This is a genomic window from Sphingobacterium sp. Mn56C (assembly GCF_049319645.1).
GTDB lineage: Bacteria > Bacteroidota > Bacteroidia > Sphingobacteriales > Sphingobacteriaceae > Sphingobacterium.
Genome location: NZ_JBMOUC010000001.1, coordinates 1,393,082 through 1,411,424, shown reverse-complemented (window position 1 = coordinate 1,411,424; position 18,343 = coordinate 1,393,082). Strand labels below are relative to the sequence as shown.

19 protein-coding genes are annotated in these 18,343 nt (G+C 40.8%); 12 read left to right on the top strand and 7 right to left on the bottom strand.

The genetic code is table 11. The features are described 5' to 3' along the window. Positions 1-3 precede the first annotated feature (3 nt). The 6 genes from ACL9RF_RS05975 (at position 4) to ACL9RF_RS05950 (ending at position 6,972) form a co-directional block, all read left to right on the top strand. Positions 4-1,257 carry a hypothetical protein gene (locus tag ACL9RF_RS05975; RefSeq protein ID WP_422799688.1) on the top strand — a complete coding sequence of 418 codons (1,254 nt, stop codon included), beginning with the start codon at positions 4-6 and terminating at the stop codon, positions 1,255-1,257. A 131-nt stretch (positions 1,258-1,388) separates the two neighbouring features. After that, a complete protein-coding gene (locus ACL9RF_RS05970) occupies positions 1,389-2,099 on the top strand; it encodes a DUF4198 domain-containing protein (protein ID WP_422799687.1) in 711 nt (236 codons plus the stop codon). 70 nt (positions 2,100-2,169) lie between these two features. Next, positions 2,170-2,466 carry a hypothetical protein gene (locus ACL9RF_RS05965; protein ID WP_422799686.1) on the top strand — a complete coding sequence of 99 codons (297 nt, stop codon included), beginning with the start codon at positions 2,170-2,172 and terminating at the stop codon, positions 2,464-2,466. Continuing rightward, positions 2,456-2,752 carry a hypothetical protein gene (locus tag ACL9RF_RS05960; protein WP_422799685.1) on the top strand — a complete coding sequence of 99 codons (297 nt, stop codon included), beginning with the start codon at positions 2,456-2,458 and terminating at the stop codon, positions 2,750-2,752. Before ACL9RF_RS05965 ends, ACL9RF_RS05960 begins: the two co-directional genes overlap by 11 nt. Further along, positions 2,745-4,358 carry a PepSY-associated TM helix domain-containing protein gene (locus ACL9RF_RS05955; RefSeq protein WP_422799684.1) on the top strand — a complete coding sequence of 538 codons (1,614 nt, stop codon included), beginning with the start codon at positions 2,745-2,747 and terminating at the stop codon, positions 4,356-4,358. The genes ACL9RF_RS05960 and ACL9RF_RS05955 overlap by 8 nt, the downstream gene beginning before the upstream one ends. A gap of 124 nt (positions 4,359-4,482) precedes the next feature. After that, on the top strand, positions 4,483-6,972 hold the full coding sequence (locus tag ACL9RF_RS05950) for a phosphocholine-specific phospholipase C (RefSeq protein ID WP_422799683.1): 2,490 nt from the start codon (positions 4,483-4,485) through the stop codon (positions 6,970-6,972). A gap of 91 nt (positions 6,973-7,063) precedes the next feature. On the opposite strand, the gene xpt is transcribed toward ACL9RF_RS05950, so the two are convergent. After that, a complete protein-coding gene (xpt, locus tag ACL9RF_RS05945) occupies positions 7,064-7,636 on the bottom strand; it encodes a xanthine phosphoribosyltransferase (RefSeq protein WP_422799682.1) in 573 nt (190 codons plus the stop codon). A gap of 54 nt (positions 7,637-7,690) precedes the next feature. Next, on the bottom strand, positions 7,691-7,909 hold the full coding sequence (locus ACL9RF_RS05940; RefSeq protein WP_422799681.1) for a hypothetical protein: 219 nt from the start codon (positions 7,907-7,909) through the stop codon (positions 7,691-7,693). A gap of 1,102 nt (positions 7,910-9,011) precedes the next feature. On the opposite strand from ACL9RF_RS05940, the gene ACL9RF_RS05935 reads away from it, so the two are divergent. Continuing rightward, complete coding sequence (locus ACL9RF_RS05935) at positions 9,012-10,226, top strand: alginate lyase family protein (protein ID WP_422799680.1); 1,215 nt, start codon at positions 9,012-9,014, stop codon at positions 10,224-10,226. Between the two features lie 23 nt (positions 10,227-10,249). On the opposite strand, the gene ACL9RF_RS05930 is transcribed toward ACL9RF_RS05935, so the two are convergent. The 5 genes from ACL9RF_RS05930 to panB form a co-directional block, all read right to left on the bottom strand. Then, the gene (locus tag ACL9RF_RS05930; RefSeq protein ID WP_422799679.1) at positions 10,250-10,450 is read right to left on the bottom strand and encodes a DUF6965 family protein; all 201 of its coding nucleotides are present in this window, start codon (positions 10,448-10,450) and stop codon (positions 10,250-10,252) included. Positions 10,451-10,822: 372 nt separating this feature from the next. Continuing rightward, positions 10,823-11,605: a murein L,D-transpeptidase catalytic domain family protein gene (locus tag ACL9RF_RS05925; protein ID WP_422799678.1), complete on the bottom strand. Its 783-nt coding sequence runs from the start codon at positions 11,603-11,605 to the stop codon at positions 10,823-10,825. 84 nt (positions 11,606-11,689) lie between these two features. After that, positions 11,690-12,727 carry a L,D-transpeptidase gene (locus ACL9RF_RS05920; RefSeq protein WP_422799677.1) on the bottom strand — a complete coding sequence of 346 codons (1,038 nt, stop codon included), beginning with the start codon at positions 12,725-12,727 and terminating at the stop codon, positions 11,690-11,692. Between the two features lie 46 nt (positions 12,728-12,773). Continuing rightward, positions 12,774-13,376 (bottom strand): hypothetical protein, encoded by a 603-nt coding sequence (locus ACL9RF_RS05915; protein ID WP_422799676.1) that lies wholly within the window; start codon positions 13,374-13,376, stop codon positions 12,774-12,776. A 14-nt stretch (positions 13,377-13,390) separates the two neighbouring features. Further along, positions 13,391-14,206: a 3-methyl-2-oxobutanoate hydroxymethyltransferase gene (panB, locus tag ACL9RF_RS05910; protein ID WP_422799675.1), complete on the bottom strand. Its 816-nt coding sequence runs from the start codon at positions 14,204-14,206 to the stop codon at positions 13,391-13,393. A 136-nt stretch (positions 14,207-14,342) separates the two neighbouring features. Between panB and ACL9RF_RS05905 the strand changes: the two genes are divergently transcribed. From ACL9RF_RS05905 to ACL9RF_RS05885, 5 genes are all read left to right on the top strand, one after another. Next, positions 14,343-15,086: an RluA family pseudouridine synthase gene (locus tag ACL9RF_RS05905; protein WP_422799674.1), complete on the top strand. Its 744-nt coding sequence runs from the start codon at positions 14,343-14,345 to the stop codon at positions 15,084-15,086. A gap of 9 nt (positions 15,087-15,095) precedes the next feature. Continuing rightward, entirely contained in the window at positions 15,096-15,701 is a 606-nt protein-coding gene (locus tag ACL9RF_RS05900) for a redoxin family protein (RefSeq protein ID WP_422799673.1), read from the top strand. Between the two features lie 9 nt (positions 15,702-15,710). Then, on the top strand, positions 15,711-16,544 hold the full coding sequence (gene pyrF, locus ACL9RF_RS05895; RefSeq protein WP_422799672.1) for an orotidine-5'-phosphate decarboxylase: 834 nt from the start codon (positions 15,711-15,713) through the stop codon (positions 16,542-16,544). Between the two features lie 148 nt (positions 16,545-16,692). Then, a complete protein-coding gene (locus ACL9RF_RS05890; protein WP_422799671.1) occupies positions 16,693-17,538 on the top strand; it encodes an ATP-binding cassette domain-containing protein in 846 nt (281 codons plus the stop codon). Continuing rightward, the gene (locus ACL9RF_RS05885) at positions 17,528-18,343 is read left to right on the top strand and encodes a hypothetical protein (protein ID WP_422799670.1); all 816 of its coding nucleotides are present in this window, start codon (positions 17,528-17,530) and stop codon (positions 18,341-18,343) included. Before ACL9RF_RS05890 ends, ACL9RF_RS05885 begins: the two co-directional genes overlap by 11 nt.

Genomic DNA, 18,343 nt, shown 5'->3' with positions numbered 1-18,343 from the left:
TACATGAAAAGAAGAAGTTTTTTTCGCTCCTTAATTTTAGGTGTTTCTGCAGCCGCATTTTTGACTGCATGCAGTAAAAACAACGATGCTCCTGAGGTTATTGTTGATGGCGATATTCCAGCCAATGAAACCTGGATTATCTATAATGCCAATGCAAATTGGAGCGGTGGTATCTATGCGTTAAAAAGCAATAAGGCGCGTGAGATTAATTTAACTGGGCTTCCATTTTTGCAGGTGAATAGCTCTCTGGGTGGTAGAACATTGGGCCATAGTTTGTACAAGGTAAACAGCAGCAGCAATGCTCAGGGTATTCTGAAGATGAACCTGGATGCTTCAGGGAAAGTTGTGGAGGATAAATTTTTACCGTCGCTATCTTCCAAGTATGTGAGCAACTACCTGGTAGTAAGCCCTACAGAGGGGTATTATTGGGATGATGTGCGCGGCGGATTAAAGGTGCAAAAGTTTAACCCTACAAGCATGGAGCGTACCGGAGAAATTGACTTTAGCTCGCTTTCAAAGGGTTTACCCAACGAGTCGGCGGGGCAGCTGATCCTTGCTAAACGCGGCGATAAGCTGTATGTCGATCTTTTATTGGGCACTTTAGAGAAGGGTAACTGGCAGGTAACACCGGATAAAAAGGAAGTGGCAATTGCGGTATACGACTTAACAAAAAATGAAATTGCTGGCGTTACCACCTTTGCGGGTACAACACACCTTGGTGTATTTATCGACCATGTTTTATGGGGTATAGATGAAGTTACGCAGGATTTATACTTTGTTGCCGTAGGGGATATGAAAGTGCAGGATATTAACTATTCGTCGAAGATTTTACGTATTAAAAAAGATGAAACGACCTTCGATCCTTCTTTTTCTATCGATATAAAAGACTATCAGTTCAAAGCCGAGTTTAACAGGTTGTTTGTTTATAACAATAAAATTTATACCACTATTCCTTCACGTGCGGTATCCTACTATGGTGGTGGCGAGCATGGGGTAGGGTATAGAAATGATGTGTGGTACTGGTCGGAAATTGATACACAAACGAAAGTGGCAAAACGATTGGATATTCCTGCCGATAGCTTCTATGGTACGTCAAATCCATTTTTCCATAATGGCGAGATTTACTTCTTATCGAATAACACAAAAGAGAACTTCTTTGGCGTAAAACAGTATAACCCTACAACGGGAAAAATAAAGGAAACTTTTCGTCTTAAGGAAAGTGGCCGCTTAAATGGATTTAATATTATCGCAGACTAATATTTTAGCTCTGCAACGGGCTGCCTTACCGCACTTTACGGCATATTAAGGGCTTAGGGGCTTAAGGACTTAAGGGTTTAGGGGCGTAGGGTGTGGGGGCTAGCGCTTTATGGAAATTAAACGCTTAGAAAATGAAGAGAATACATATTATGCTACTGCTATTGCTGCAGTGTGTAGCAGCAGGATCAGCTTCTGCGCATGCCGTGTGGTTGGAAACGACAGCTACTGGTGTTAAGGGCAAAGCGCAGCTGGTGAAGGTTTTTTATGGGGAGTATGAGGAAGGCGAGCTTGAGAAAACCAACGATTGGTATGCCGACTTGGCGCAGCTTGAACTTCAGCTGATACAGCCTGATCAATCTACAGTAAAGGTGCCCTTGAAAGATATGGGTACCCATCTGGAAGGGTTTTTTACGCCGCAAGAAACAGGGACCTACCTGTTATTTACCCAACATATTGCGCGCGATTTATACGAGAAGTCGCGTTATCAATTTAATGCTTTTGTCGGGGTACAGGTAGGTACCAAGGTAAATACCCTGGCGCCACTGGATATTTACGGGTTGCAGATTACGGGCAGCAGTGCTGTTAAGGAAGGACAGGAGCTGCATGTTTCACTGCTTAAGAACACGTATCCTTGTGCCAATCAGGAGGTCACAATTATGGCTCCTGACGGTTGGGTGAAAAAAATGCAAACGGATGCTGAAGGCAACCTTTCTTTTACTGCAAAAAATAAAGGTACATATGTGTTGGAATACAGCCGTCGCGTCGAAGCTACCGGCCTCTGGGGCGACAAACCCTTCGACGAAACCTGGCATACGGTATCGGCCAGCATAGCAATACGCTAAACGGATTAATAAACTTGTTTGTATGTTTTGTAGCCTTGTTTTTTGCTCTTTTTTAAGTTTTACGCTTTGGATGAATACCTCCAAGCGTGCCAATAGCTGCCCAACATTCCCTGGAAAAAATACCTTAAGTCAGCAGCCATTTCTTAGTCGGCTGCTGGCTTTGCTGATGTTTTTCCTTGCCTCAGGGGGAAGTATAAAATGCTTTGGCCTTACTGCGGGACTGTTTACGGCCTTACTATTGTACCTAACTGTCGCTAGCGCGCTGCTGCTATTATTCCCTTTTCGATACCTTACCATGACAAAAATTATGCTGTTATTTATCGTGGCTATAGGTTTTGAACTTACGGTGTTCCCTTATGCCGGCTAATAAAAAATACTTAATAAAATCTCCTTGGTTACGGTTGGCGAGGCTGCTGGTAGGGGTATTGGGGGGCTATGTGCTGATGCTGAGTGTGCACCTCTGTTTGAGTCTTTTTTTTCCAGCGAATGCCTTTGTCATTACCGCGTATCTAACCGGTTATTTGATGTGGGTTTTTTTGTTGTTATGGGCGTATACCGCCAAAAGTTTAGGTTTCTTGGTCTTGTTGTACCTGGGGTTAAGTGTTCTGTTTTCAGGTATTTATTATGTTGTAGCAATAGGTTTTCATGGATAAGCGGAGATATAATATCTATTTTAATACCCATGCCGTGAGTGGTATATGCATCGCTATGCTGCTATTTGTAGTTTTCTTTGCGGGTGCATTTTCATTTTTCCGGGATGATATCGGTGCCTGGCAAAGAGGTAAGTCGGCCATTGCCGAGCCGGTAGAGCCCGACTTTAATACGCTGTTGGACTCCATGGGTGCCTTGTATAACCTACAGGGTAGAGACTTTGACTTCTTCCTGCTGCGCCATAACCTAGGCACATATGTCAGCATGTCGGCGTCCAAAGATACGCTGCTGTTAGCGGATACGCTAGCCTTAAAGGAGGGCTATACAGCAAAAGATGCGGCTTATTTTTTGTACTATTTCAAGGATAAAATGCCAACAACCTATGCAAAGGCATATGACTTGGGCGAGTTTTTATATCGGCTGCACTTTCTGGCGCCCTTAAATAAGGTACCCCTAAACTGGGGGCTCCCTTTTGGGTATATGCTTGCCGGCATGGTGGCATTTGTATTTCTTTTTGCCTTAATTACCGGTGTTTTCCTGCATTGGGATAAAATAAAAAGCAACTTTTTTATTTTTCGTCCCTTTAGTAAATGGAAAACGGTATGGACCGATATGCACACCGCCTTAGGCGTCGTAGGATTTCCATTTCAATTTTGGTTTGCGTTAACTGGAATAGGGTTAATCGCTAATATTACGTTACAGAAACCTTTTACTAAACTATTCTATGAGGATGATGTAAACCTGTACAATGAGCAGTTGCGTTATAGTTATACCCTCGATGCCGAGTATCTTTACACGGCCTTGCCTCAAAATATAGATTTAAATGCGATAGTGGGCAAATGGCAGCATACTTGGCGCGGTAGTCGTATTAGTCGTGTCTATATTCGGAATTTTCAGGACCGCGGCATGGAGATTGGCATGGAAGCACAACCGCTGGCAGGCGCTAACTTTGCCGGGTCGGGTTTTGTAAAAATCAATGTGGCCGACAATACAGTTACAGAGGTAAAATCGCCATTGTCGGATATCGACTATGTGGATGGGGTTAAGGCGCTAATCTACCGTATACATTTTGGTGATTTTGGCGGAAGAGCCTTGCATTTTACCATGTTTGTTTTGGGCATGATGGGCTGTATGGTAATTATTTCTGGGCTATTAATATGGCTTATTGGGCGGGATAAACCAGGTATTGCACCTGCAAAACGACGCTTTAATTACTGGGCTTGTAAGTTGATGTTGGCCGTTTGTATGGGCATGTTGCCGGTTACTGCATTTTCATTTATCATGGTTAAAGTGCTTCCGCAAACCAATCAGGATATATTGTATGGTTTATATTTCTACAGCTGGATGCTGATTATCTTATTTTTTATGTTGTTAAAAAACTTGGAATCTATTCTGCGCTGGATGCTGCTGCTAAGTATGCTGTTCGCATTTTTGGTGCCTCTGGTAAATGGTTTAATGTCGGGGTTATGGTTATGGAAGGGGATGCAAAACGCTGCCTGGGATCTGGTAAGCATTGACCTGCTTTTTCTGGGTATTTCTTTAGCCTGTGGTATAGCGCTAATACAGTTGCGCAGAAGGAGCCCCACAAGCTCCACAGCAGTTGTTTAAAGGGTAAGCCTGTTTTGGTGTGGTGCGGCAGTAATTTAGATAATGATCAGAATTAGGTGTTTTTTGAGTCTTTAGGATAGGTTGAAACAAAAAAAAATAACCATCTTTAGGCAACTCATACATTATGGATTCTAGAAGAGATTTTTTAAAAAAAGCTGCTTTATGGAGTGGCGGACTGACGCTGTCGACCCTGATTCCGGAGGCTATTGCTAAAGCTATACAAATAGATCCAACAGTCGGAAGTACGTTTTTGGATGCCGAACATGTGGTTTTTTTGATGCAGGAAAACCGGTCTTTTGACCATAGCTTTGGAACTTTAAATGGTGTACGTGGGTTTAATGATCCTAGGGCGGTGTTGCAACGCAATAAAATTCCGGTCTGGTATCAGCAGCAGCATACAGGTGAAATTTATTCCCCTTTTCGGCTAAACATTAAAGAATCGAATGCCACTTGGATGGGCTGTTTACCCCATGGATGGAGCGACCAGGTGGATGCCTTGAATCAAGGTTGGATGGATAATTGGCTGAATGTTAAAAAATCTGAGAATAAGGATGTTGCGCATTTACCCTTAACATTGGGGTATTATACGCGGGCTGATATTCCCTTTTATTATGCCCTGGCAGATGCTTTTACCATTTGTGATCAGCATTTTTGCTCCTCCCTAACGGGAACAAATCCAAACAGACTCTTTTTTTGGACCGGAAAAATTCGCGCTGAAGCCCATGAAAAAGCTTTGCTCTGGAATAGAGATGTAGAGTTTTCGGGTAATGCCGACTGGAAGACTTTTCCGGAAAGGCTAAGCCAGCTGGGGCTGGATTGGAAGATTTACCAAAATGAAATATCTTCTTGTACGGATGGATATCAGGAGGATGTTGACCGTTGGTTGGGTAACTTCGGCTGTAATTCTATGGAATATTTTCCGCAGTTTAAGGTGAAGTATAGCGCACGCTATCGTGAAATTTTAAATAAACGTGTGGACAAGCGTAAGCAGGAGCTCCTGGTCATTAGAAATCAGGAATTGTACAATAAGCTGCTGCAAGAAATTGAAACCCTCGAGCAGGAGCTGGACACCTATTCGGAGGAGAATTTCAATAAATTTGACCCTATAACAAAAGATATCCACCGCAGGGCTTTTGTTACTAATAGTGCGCAAAAAGATTATCGGGCGTTAACCGACCTGGTGTATGCCGAAAATGGGGTAGAGCGAAAACTGGATATTCCTAAGGCTGATGTCTTGTATCAGTTTCGGAAGGATGTAGACGATGGAAACCTTCCTCTAGTATCGTGGATCGTGCCTGCACAACAGTTTTCTGACCACCCTGATTCGCCTTGGTATGGAGCCTGGTATGTTGCGGAGGTGTTGAACATTCTTACTCAAAACCCGGAGGTATGGAAAAAAACAATATTTATCCTTACCTATGATGAAAATGATGGCTATTTTGATCATGTACCTCCCTTTACCATACCAGCTCCATGTGCAGAGATGGAGCTTCCTGCCAAGGTTAATACTTCCGGCAATGGAAAGGTATCTGCAGGTATAGATATCGATGCGGAGTATGTTACTAAAGAGCAGCAATACCGGGCCGAAGAGGCGCGGTCGAGTAGTATTGGATTAGGCTTTCGTGTACCGCTTATTATCGCTTCTCCCTGGACTAGGGGAGGATGGGTAAATTCCGAAATTTTTGACCATACCTCCAATTTGCAATTCCTAGAAACCTTTATACAGCACAAAACAAAAAGAAATATTTATGAAACCAACATCAGCTCCTGGCGAAGGACGATCTGTGGCGACTTGACATCGGCGTTTCGAACTTTTCAAGGGCTACCCAATCCGCTGCCTGATGCGGTTGACAAAATTCCATTTATGGAAGGCATATTTAATGCAAAATTTAAAGATGTGCCCCGTGGATATTCGCAAATTTCTCTTGCAGCAATACGGAAATGGCAGGCCAAGGGTATACCGCATCCAATATCGGCAAAACAGGAACCTGGGCAACGTAATTCTTGTCAGCTCAACTATGAGTTGCAGGTAAATGGCAACAGCAATTTTCAGGGGCAATTTGAACTGCAGTTTCAGGCGGGCAATCGGGTCTTTAAGGATCGGGCTTTGGGAGCACCATTTACCGTTTACCGCTATTCTTCTGAGGATTCGTCTTCCTCCATTCGGAATTATGCTGTTGCGGCAGGGGATACAATTTGCGATAGTTGGGAAATTGCAGCCACGGCAAGTAAGACATATGACCTCGCTATTCACGGTCCTAACGGCTTTTATAGAGCTTTTAAAGGCGATGTAAACCAGCCCATGCTGCATGTGGAATGTCAGTATGCCGTACAAAATTCTGCGTTTACAGGTACACTTACCTTTAGCTTGGAAAATCGCGATGCTAAGGACCTCCAGGTACGGATAAAACCACTTAGTTATGGCGGTTATGCCAAAAGAGTTACCGTAAAGAAAAACAGCCAAATGCAGCTAGCCTTCGATGTATCTAAACAAGGCTATTGGTACGATTATGGTGTCGAGATTATTGGCTACCCGGCATATGGAGCCCAGTTTGCGGGAAGAATTGAAGCCGTTAAGGTAGCCGTTACCGACCCCTTATTGAGTGCCTTTTAAATTAGGTCTGTTGTATTTCTTAACTTTCAGGAATTAATCTTTAGAAACCCCTCCTTAGGTTTCCATGAATTAGGGAGGGGTCGTTAAAATATTAGTCTTCGAAGGTAACTTTAGCTAAAGCCAAGGCTTTAATGCGCGCTAAAGACTCAATCTGAATATCCTTATGTTGACGCAGGATTTTACCCCCATCTTGAAATGCTTTTTCGATAATGAAGCCCATGCCCAATATTTCGGCACCAGCCTGTTTGGCAAGGTCCATAACACCCAAGGCAGCATTTCCATTGGCCAGGAAGTCGTCTATAAAAAGAGCCTTGTCGTTTTCTTTTAAGAACTCTTTACTAACACACACATCATACGTGCGGTCCTTTGTAAAGGAATAAACCTGTGCAACGGCCATATTTTCCATGGTTTTAGGTTTAGCCTTTTTCACAAAAACAACAGGGACCTCCAATAAGTAACCCACCATAATGGCAGGCGCAATACCAGAAGCTTCTATGGTTATAATTTTTGTTATCGGTAAGTGGGCAAATCGCTTTACAAATTCTACAGCTATAGACTTCATTAAGATAGGATCCATCTGATGATTAATAAAGCTATCGACTTTTAATATCCCTCCATCTAAACTTTTACCATCACGTAGGATACGTTCTTTTAACTGTTTCATGTGCTTATTTTTGAATAAGCTGCAAAGGTTATATTTTTGGAGCTTAATTCCAAATTACTCCTCATATAAGCGTTCGGCATTAATACCCTGCTGTGCTACTGCTGCGAGCAGTGTGGTACACTGTATATTTATACCTTGGATGCTTAATAAATATCCCTTCAGGTAGGGTGTTATCTTGTAGGTTGATATAAATGAAGTATTATTTAAAATGTTTTCTACAATTTTTAATTGTCCCGCACTTGCTTTGGCAATTTCAAACTTGATATTTTCCATAATGTTGTCCTCCTATATTTCAAATTGTATATAGCTACTTTGCGTAACTAAGTATTAAATTAAGAATTCTGACGGTACCTGACAAGTTGGATGACAGTGTTTTGTAATAAAACGGGAAATATATGTAGTAAAGGCGGGTCTATTTGAATGAAAAAGCCGTTCAAATGAACGGCCTTAACAAAATATGTAATTTACCTATGACTTGTGTTCAGATTTTTTTCTTTTATAAAGAAAAACATAGTGGTAACAAATAATTGTTAAAAAAGTAAACCCTAATATAATTATTGCCTCTTGCATGAGATTAGTTGTATTATTTTAGTATTAATATTAGTATAGATAGATTAGTAATAAAGGTAATACATCTTTCTTTTTTTTAAGTCTATTTAATGGTATAAAACTTATTTTGTAGTAAGTATACTACATGAAATGTGATTTTTATCAATTTATTTCAATCAATTATGCTTTAAGCTAAGGCAAGTCTAGCCCTTACAAGTTGTTTACGGTTAATCCTAAGCGTGTTAGGTTTCTGAGTATTTAATTGCTGGCCATGGCAAGGTCCAATCGCATAAATGTGTTATTATAGCGTATTTATGCGATTTTAATAACTTTTTTCGCGAGTTGTATATGCCGTTTTGGGATTCGTGTAATAGCAGGACCAGTTCATAAAAAGCTAAGAAAGGGTACAGATGAGTTAAATTTACTTTAAAAATGTTTCTGAAATTTAAATAGCCTAAAATAAGGCTGTTAAAGCGGTTGAAAAATCTCTATAATAGATAATAAAGTAATTAATAAGAAAAAATATAAACTCTATTTATGACGCTTTATAGACGAACAGGGATTAGGTGCCGCAATTTGCCAATGCTGTTCTGATTTTTGCGGTAAAGAAAACCCCAAAATCAAATTATTCCTGGCAGCAGCAGCAGCAGCAGTAGCTTTTTGCCTATTATTACTAATTATGTGCAATTATTTATTACATTTGAGCAATGACAGTCCGTACCGATAGCCATACTATCGGTCGTATTTTTTGTAAGGCCTATTGCCTAATTGTTAGGCAATTTAGACCAATATTTGGAAACCTAACCATATTTCAACAATTATAGCTATGATGAGAAAATTCTTTTTTTTATGTTTCGTATGCTTGAGCACGGTAACTGCATTAAAGGCACAGTGGTTATGGGACAGCAAGGACCTCGCTAAGGTAAAGGCTAATCTGCATACTCCGGCATATACTGCGGCATATCAAGCGCTACTTGCACAAGCTGATGCAGCGCTAGCAAAAACCAGCTATTCTGTAACCCAAAAGCAAAGCCTGGCACCTTCGGGAGATGTACACGATTATGTGAGCCTCAGTCGCTACTGGTGGCCCAATCCAGACACGCAAGATGGTTTGCCCTATATAAATAAAGATGGTCTTTCTAATCCGGAGTTGAATAATTACGATAGAAACAGACTAGGGAATATGGCTACTGCGGTAAATACCTTGGCCTTAGCCTATTATTTTAGCGAAAACGAAACATATGCCGAAAAAGCAGCCTTACTATTAAAAACATGGTTTATAAATGCCGATACCAAGATGAACCCGAACCTGGAATATGCACAGTTTATCCCCGGTATGAACGGCTCCAAAGGGCGCCCTGAGGGTCTTATAGATACATATTCTTTTGTTCATATGTTAAATAGCATCTCTTTTCTGAAATCCTCCGTCTATTATGATAACGCCTTAGACGCAGGACTTAAAACATGGTTTACACAATTAACCAAATGGATAAAAGCCAGTGATCAAGGTAAAAAAGAAGATGCCGCAAAAAACAACCATGCCACCGCATTAGATGCGCAGCTGCTTACCTACTATCTATTTTCTGAACAGCATAATTTAGCGGTGGATATATTACAGAATTTCTTGACCCGACGTGTTTATACCCAAATCGAGCCCGATGGTAAACAACCCCACGAGCTATGGCGCACTTTAGCCTACCATTATTCGCAGTATAACCTGAGCCATATGTTGGATGTTCTTCAAGTAGCGGATAAAATAGGGTTGCGGTTATATGCCGAAACGTCGGCCGATGGCCGGAATGTATTTAAAGGCTTAGACTTTCTGGCTTTATATTTAGGAAAAGATGTTACCAGTTGGCCCTATAAACAAATAAAGGACTGGGATGCCAAGCAGCAGGATGTAGCTTTCGATTTATATCGAGCTAATCGTTTAGATCCCACAAAAACACGCTATCTAGATTTATTTAACCGCTATAGTTCGATGGATGCAAAAGATCGCCGAAGGCTTTTATATGCGATTCCATGCGTTGCTAAGGAATAACAGTGCCGCGCTAGGTTGACCAATTAACGCGTTGCCTCATAAAACTTCATCAAACGCTCATAGGCAGGAGTTTTTTCTGCATCCGCACCCTTGTGGTCGCATTCGTAAAATTGTACACGCAAAAATTTCTCCACATCGCTAACCACCACGGCATGCGGACCAATATGTATCGGCGTTTGATAGGTTTTACCCAATAATTCGTCCTTTAATTCAGCTACAGTCATGCTGCGAAGATACGATAATTCAGTAGAGATAAAAAGTGCAGTAAACAACAACAAACAACAACAAATAGCAACAAGGCTAAACCTAACCTAAACCTAAAACTAAACTAACCTAAACCTAACCTAAACCTAAACCGATGGCTTTGCATCACACATTTAAGGTAATACCCCAAAGCCCAAAAAGACGGCCAGTGATACGGGCACGCAAGGCAACATCAAAATTAAGACCAATTCTTTAAAGGCTATTTTTGGGAAATTTTTCCAGTTATACAAAAACTATAGAAATACAAACCTATACCATACAGCACAAAAAAATAAGCCTTTAGTTCTAACCTAAAGACTTATTTTTTGTGTATATGATACAACATCCCGGTATTAATACACCTGCTGATGTATACTTTCATCGTCATTATCTTTTTGTGCCAACATAGATTGGCTCGCTTTTAACACCCTTGAAGTCGCGAAATACGTCTTATTCTGTGCATAGATAAATAACATAGTGCCATCTTTTATCGTATTGATAATGGGTTTTGCCAGCTCACGAGGCAGAGCAGGGCAGCCATAAGAACGGCCCAATCTTCCAGTGGCATTTATAACAGACTGGCTGCAATAGTCAGCACCATGAATAACCACAGCTCTAGGTTTAGCCTGATCGTTGATACCCTTTTCCAAGCCATTTAAAACCAGCGAAAAGCCATTGCCACCTTGGTACGTATTTTCAGTAACAAAAAAACCTAAGGAACTCTGGTACGAGCCGTTCTTATTGGAGAAAGAGGTAGCATATTTCTCGCCGCTATTTTTACCATGCGAAACAATGCTGTTGAACAATAGCTTTTTATTTTTTAAGTCAATAACAAACATCCGTTTGTCGGTCGAGGGTAAGGAAAAATCAATTACCGTAATAATATCCTTATTACGGATAGGCAATTGTAAGTAACCGTTATAGGCCATTTCAAAAGGCTCATAATTTAATTTTCCCTCTAAATTAATAGCATGATAAACTTTTTGAGCCTCTGTACTGTCCTTAATGCTGAGAGCTTGAGCTACAGGCGTTGTGGTAGATTTTGTTTCTGTTATACCTGCAGGTTCGGTTTTACTATAGATACCATAAATTCCAATCGCACAGGTAAAAACTAGAACTAAAATTAAATTTCTCATAAGCGCACATTTCTTTGTCTAGATACAAAGTTCGTTATCAATACGTTAGAAATGTGTTAAGAAATGTTAATTGTTGCGTAAAAGTTAATCTATTACAATTACCAACGACTGATTAGGCTTTATCCAATCGTAAACAAATTTGGCATGCGAGGAAGCATTACGCACACACATATGCGAACGTGGAATGGTGCCCAAGGTGGCGCTATACTCAATAATTGGAGCTTTCACCGAATTTGTCGGTACACCATGTATATAAGCACCATTGGTAAAACGACTTGCCCACGGGGCATACCCCGCAATATCCGTTGTACCATCCTTATAATAAAACATTTTAGGTTTTTGTTCCTGCAGCAGGTAAATGCCTACGGGTGTTTCCATAGCATAGGGTGGGGCATGCTTACCAGTCGTAGCCGGGTTCATACTCCTTATCTTCCAACCACCGTCGACATGTTCCAAGGCACAAATATTCTGGTTTTTCACATCCACAACAACAACATGTTTAAAGCTTGCCGTATCGCCTATAGGTTTTACATAACGTTTGGGGATATCCCATTCCCCCTCAAAGTTTGTTAAACCTTTAATGGTAACCATCTTGAGCGTATCGTTACGCTGTATTTTCACGAGCGATCCATCGCGGCCATAAATTGTAGGTAATTTGGTTTCACCAACTTTATAAAGCGGTACAGACTGATAACGCTCCGTACCCAAGCTATCGGAAACTCTTTTGTAAGCATTTCTTTTGAAGTTAGCAATGGTAGGTGCTTCGCCGTTTTTGTTTTTATAATTTACCACTACAGCATAGTTATTATGCTCCCTTTGGAAGTTTTCTATTAAGGCCAATTGCGCTTTAATTTTATCCCATTGGAAAACCCGGAAAGTATCTTTATACTTATACCGATCTTCCAAGGCATATTTTTCGAACGTAAGTGCTTTAGTAAGGTTAATATCAGCAGCAGTAAGGGGGCGTTTCTTTTCCTCTTCTTCCACTTTTTTGAGTTGTGCTAATGAATCTTGCTTCGCCATATCCTGAGGGCTTTCTTGAACCTTAGGACGGTTTTCTGTACAAGAATATAAAAAGGTATGGAGTATTAACACACTCCCTATAAAATACTTGGTTCGCATAAAAATGTACACTAATAATGGTTTGCCTAAATTTATAAAAACTATTCTAAATGATAGGAAACAATTTAGTTTCAATTTCTCTTCCAAAAAACTGCAATTTATCGAAAAAAGGTTTTGTTTGTAGGTTTTCAGCCACAATTGTAGGGATAACTATGCGGTTTTTTCCCGCATACAGTTCGTAATAACCCAACAATAGGCCATTATTTTTCTGTACGGCACGAACCTCACGTACCTGCTGCACATCGTGCACAAGATGTATGACAAGTTGTTTCCCCTGCATGCGCTCTACGGTGAGCTCTTGGGTGCTTGGGTTATAGCTAATCCGTTGTTTTTTTACAACCTTAATATGGTTATTAAGTAAAAAAAACTGCCCTATTAAATAACAGCTTATAGGAAGCAAGATGAGGAGAAGTTTAAATTTTGCTGCCAATAGTACAGTAAGCAGCAGCATAACTATGCCGATGCCTACCGTAGCGATGGTTTTTTGCAGCAAACGTTTTAAAATACGGTTGTTTACATCCAATTGGATGACAGCAGCACTCGGGCCTGCTGCCCCATGCGGAGCCCTAGTCGGGGCGAAGTTCATCCTTCTTCCTATATAGAAGATCAGAAAACCCAGGAGTGCAGCAATTACCAGTATTTTTGTCAATGTTGTAAGCGGTGTTAATATTGTTCGTTAGCATTGGGGTAATCTGCCGATTTAACATCAGCGACATATTGCGCTGTAGCTTTCGAGATATCCTCAAAAAGATTAAGGTATTGCCTTAAAAACTTAGGCTTGAAATCTTTGGTTAAACCCAGCATATCGTTTACAACCAAAACCTGACCGTCGCAATGGCTACCTGCACCAATACCAATGGTAGGGATCTGCAAACTTTCGCTGACTTCTTTGGCCAGTGCAGCAGGAATTTTCTCTAAAACAATAGCAAAACAACCCGCTTCCTGGAGTGCTAATGCATCTTGTTTAAGTTTTGCCGCTTCAGCTTCCTCCTTGGCACGTACAGCAAAGGTGCCAAACTGATTTATAGACTGTGGCGTAAGCCCCAGGTGCCCGCAAACGGGTATTCCGGCATGAATAATCTGTTTGATATTTGCGATTATTTCGACGCCACCCTCCAGTTTTATGGCGTGAACATTGGCTTCTTTCATCATACGTACTGCGGCATCATACGCTCGTTCTGTAGACCCCTGATAGGTACCAAAAGGAAGGTCCGCCAGTACCAGCGCACGTTGTGTACCACGGCTTACCGAGGCAGCATGATAAATCATATTATCCAAGGTAATCGGCAAAGTCGTTTCATATCCGGCGACCACATTTGCCGCCGAGTCGCCAACCAGAATAACATCTACACCGCCCTCATCCAAGGCTCGAGCCATGGTATAGTCATAACCCGTCAACATACTGATTTTCTCACCCCGCGCTTTCATCTCTTTAATCGCTGTAGTTGTGACGCGTTTTATAATCTTATTTACCGACATAATTATATATTGTTTTTGCAAAATAGGATGCACAAAGGTAGGGCTTTCCCCTAAAAGTAAAAATCTTTATTTACGAAGGAAGTAGCTTAGCGTATATGCATAGCTATAAGTCGCATTGTTTTCTTACTTTTGTACTATGATTGAGAATGAACCCCGCTTATTTAAATTCCCGAAATTCACGGATTTGATTATTCATGAAGACGATAATCTCATTGTTATCAATAAACCCCCTTTTGTAGCCTCTTTAGATGAACGAGGTGGAGGTGAGGTAAATATCTTACGTTTAGCGAAGAAATATCATGCCGATGCGCAGGTTTGCCATCGTTTGGATAAGGATACCTCGGGGGTATTGTTAATTGCCAAAAACCCGGAGACTTACCGGATGGTATCCATCGAATTCGAGAAACGTCGTGTCCATAAATTGTACCATGCTATAATTGGCGGTACGCATACCTTTGAAGATTTGAAAGTTGATTTACCCATATTAAATCAAGGGAATAAAAATGTGACGATAGATCGCGCCAATGGTAAACCTGCAGAAACAATATTCAACACATTGGAGTATTTTAAGCACTATACTTTGGTCGCCTGTCAGCCTGTTACTGGGCGTATGCACCAGATTCGTATTCACCTGGCTACACAGCATGCTGCAATTGTTGGCGACGCCATGTACCGCGGGAAACCCGTATATCTTTCGCAGATAAAAAAGCGAGGTTTTACGCTGGCTAAAAACGAAGAAGAGCTTCCTATTATGAAACGTTTCGCCCTGCATTCCAGAGCTGTAAACTTTAAAATTGATGGCAAAGAATATGCCTTTGAAGCCGAATATCCGAAAGATTTCGCGACGCTATTAAAGCAATTACAGAAATTTGATAGCTAAGGGTTAGGGATGAGTGCGCCAGGAAAAAAGAAGAAGAATATTATTAGCAACCTACTATTTGTTGTCGCTATACTTATCCTGTTATGGCCCACATCGCGCCTTTTCTTGCAGCAGCAGCTTATGAAAATAGGATTCTTTCGACCTGCGTTGGAAGCTCCTGCCATAGGGCAGGGAGAGGATAAAGTAGATATTACCGCAATAAATACGGACAAAGCTGTATTTGTTGATGATCAGGAACGGCTTTACGATACCGAAAAGCTAAAAGGAAAGGTTGTATTTATAAACTTCTGGGCAACCTGGTGTGGGCCATGCCGTGCCGAGATGCCTTCTATACAGCAGCTGTACAATAAGTTTAAGGCAAACGACAACCTTGTTTTTCTTCTTGTGGAAATTGAAAATGATAGCAGTGGGACACAAAAATTTTTAGCGCGTCAAAAGTTACAGCTACCGATTGTCTATCCGAGCAGTACCATTCCTAAAAATTGGTTAGGCGGTAGTATTCCGACAACCGTAATTTTAAATAAAGCAGGAAATATTGCCGCAAAGGAGGAGGGTATGGCCGATTATTCGACCAAAAAAGTGGTAGATTTTATACAAAATCTCTTAGACCAATAGTAGAATCATATGAATAGAAAAGAACTGATTGAGCAGATAAAAAGTAAAAGATCCTTTCTGTGTGTCGGACTGGATACCGATATCACTAAAATTCCAGAACATTTGCTGGAGGAGGAGGATCCTATCTTTAGCTTTAATAAAGCCATTATTGAAGCCACAGCAGACCTATGTGTGGCGTACAAGCCTAATATTGCCTTCTACGAGAGTTATGGCGTACAGGGTTGGATATCATTGCAAAAAACTTGGCAGGCTATTCCTGCGAATTGTTTTAGTATTGCCGATGCTAAACGTGGGGATATTGGCAATACCTCTAAAATGTATGCACAGGCTTTCTTTGATCAAACCCTATCGGGAATGAGCTTTGATTCCATAACTGTTGCACCCTATATGGGTAAAGATTCGATTACACCTTTTCTAGAATTTGAAGGGAAATGGGCTATTGTTTTGGCTTTAACGTCCAATGCGGGAAGTAAGGATTTTCAAAATTTTAGTAATCCAGCACATAAACAACTTTTTGAGGAGGTTATCGACAAGGTGAATACCTGGGGAACAAAGGATAATATAATGTATGTCGTTGGCGCTACCCGTGGTGAGGCCTTCACAAATATTAGAAAGCATGCTCCAGATCACTTTCTGTTGGTACCAGGGGTTGGTGCGCAGGGGGGCTCCCTGAAAGAGGTGTGTCAATATGGAATGAGTAAAGAATGTGGACTATTGGTAAATAGTACACGCGGCATTATCTATGCCTCTTCGGGTAAGGATTTTGCCGAAAAAGCACGTGAGGAAGCCCTGAAGCTTCAGCAAGAAATGGAAATTGAGCTGATTAAGGCAGGAATTATCTAAATATAGCTGCCCATAAAATTTTATGTATAGTACTTATAATAAAGGCGTTCCAAGGAGGGACGCCTTTGTTGCTTTTTATTTTTGGTACTTTTTATTGATTTTACATTTTCTTACCTATATTAGTGTATTAATTAAATAGTACACTAGTATGATAACTATTCAAAACCTAAATTTTAGCTACCATAAAAAGCGTCCCTTATTTAAAGATATGTCCCTGCAATTAAAGGCCGGACATATATACGGCTTGCTCGGAAAAAACGGAGCTGGTAAATCGACACTGTTAAAAAATATGGCGGGCTTGGTGTTTCCACAGCAAGGTGCCGTTACTGTCTTAGGGTTTAATCCGGCTAAACGGGAGGTAAGTTTATTGCAAGATATAAATTTTATTCCCGAGGAGTTTCACTTGCCCACAGTAAAACCAAATCGTTTTGTAAAAGCTAATGCTGGCTTTTACCCCAATTTCGATCATGCCTATTTTCAAACCTTAATGACTGAATTTCAAATTCCAACGGAACAGAATCTTTCAGAGATGAGTTATGGGCAGAAGAAAAAGTTTATAATTTCCTTTGGTTTAGCGACCCGGGCGCGTTTTATTTTAATGGACGAACCTACCAATGGCTTAGACATTCCGTCGAAGGCTCAATTTCGAAAAATTATGGCTTCAGCACTGTCCGCGGATAGCTGCATTATAATCTCCACGCATCAGGTTCGCGATTTGGAGCACTTAATTGATGCAGTCATTATCCTGGATGAAAAACAAGTAGCTTTAATTGCGCCTATTTATGAAATAGAAGATGCCCTATTATTTCAGAAAACAATTAGCCCATCTGCCGATGCTATCTATACCGAACAGGTCATGGGTGGTTTTACCGGAATGTATGCCAACTCGCATAAAATAGACTCTAAAGTAGACCTGGAACTGCTATTTAACGGCGTGCTAGCGAAGAAATCTGCTATTCAAAAACTTTTAAAAACAACAGCAAATGGACAGTAATTTTTCTTTAACCCGTGTGGTAAAGCTTATCCAAAGGCAGTGGCTTAGTGTAGGTATGGTATATCTGATGACCGCCGGTGTATTAGTCGGTATAATCGTGACATTTTACAGTTTTGAAATGGCGCGAATTTCAGATGCCATTGCCTATAATATGTCATACGCGCGGCCATTAGATTTTAGGATGATGTTATTCTTTTTGCTCGGTTTACTGTTTATGACCCTTATGGGGAGTAGTTACTTCATGCATATGGGAAGTAAAGGTAAAGCAATTTTTGAACTTCTTATTCCAGCAAAGAAAAGCGAAAAAATGATAGCGGCTTTATTTTTTACGGTACTGTTTAGCACAGCGGTGTATTTAGCGATTTTTTTCGCTGTAGATTTTGCCTTTATCTCAATACTCAAAAGCCGCTATCCGCAGGAAGTACTCTACATGGACCATCAGCTGGGTAAAATGGTTACGCAAGAGGCATTATCCTACTTCTCACTGACCGGCATAGACAGCAATCTCCTTAAGGTTGGCGTATGGATATACCTCCTGAATGCCCTGTTTTTACTCGGGTCTATAAGCTTCAAAAATTATCAGTTTGTTAAAACAGCGATTAGTATTGTACTATTTTCCACCCTATTCTTTTTATGTAAGATGCTGTATAATTATGTTGTAAACGACGATACGGTAATCGTTGATTATGCGGGTTACAAAACTATTTCCGAAGTGTTACAGAACAGTCTTTATATAATAACGATCTCCGTAACCGTAGTCGTATGGGGCATCACGTTTCTTAAGCTCAAAGAAAAGGAGGTATAA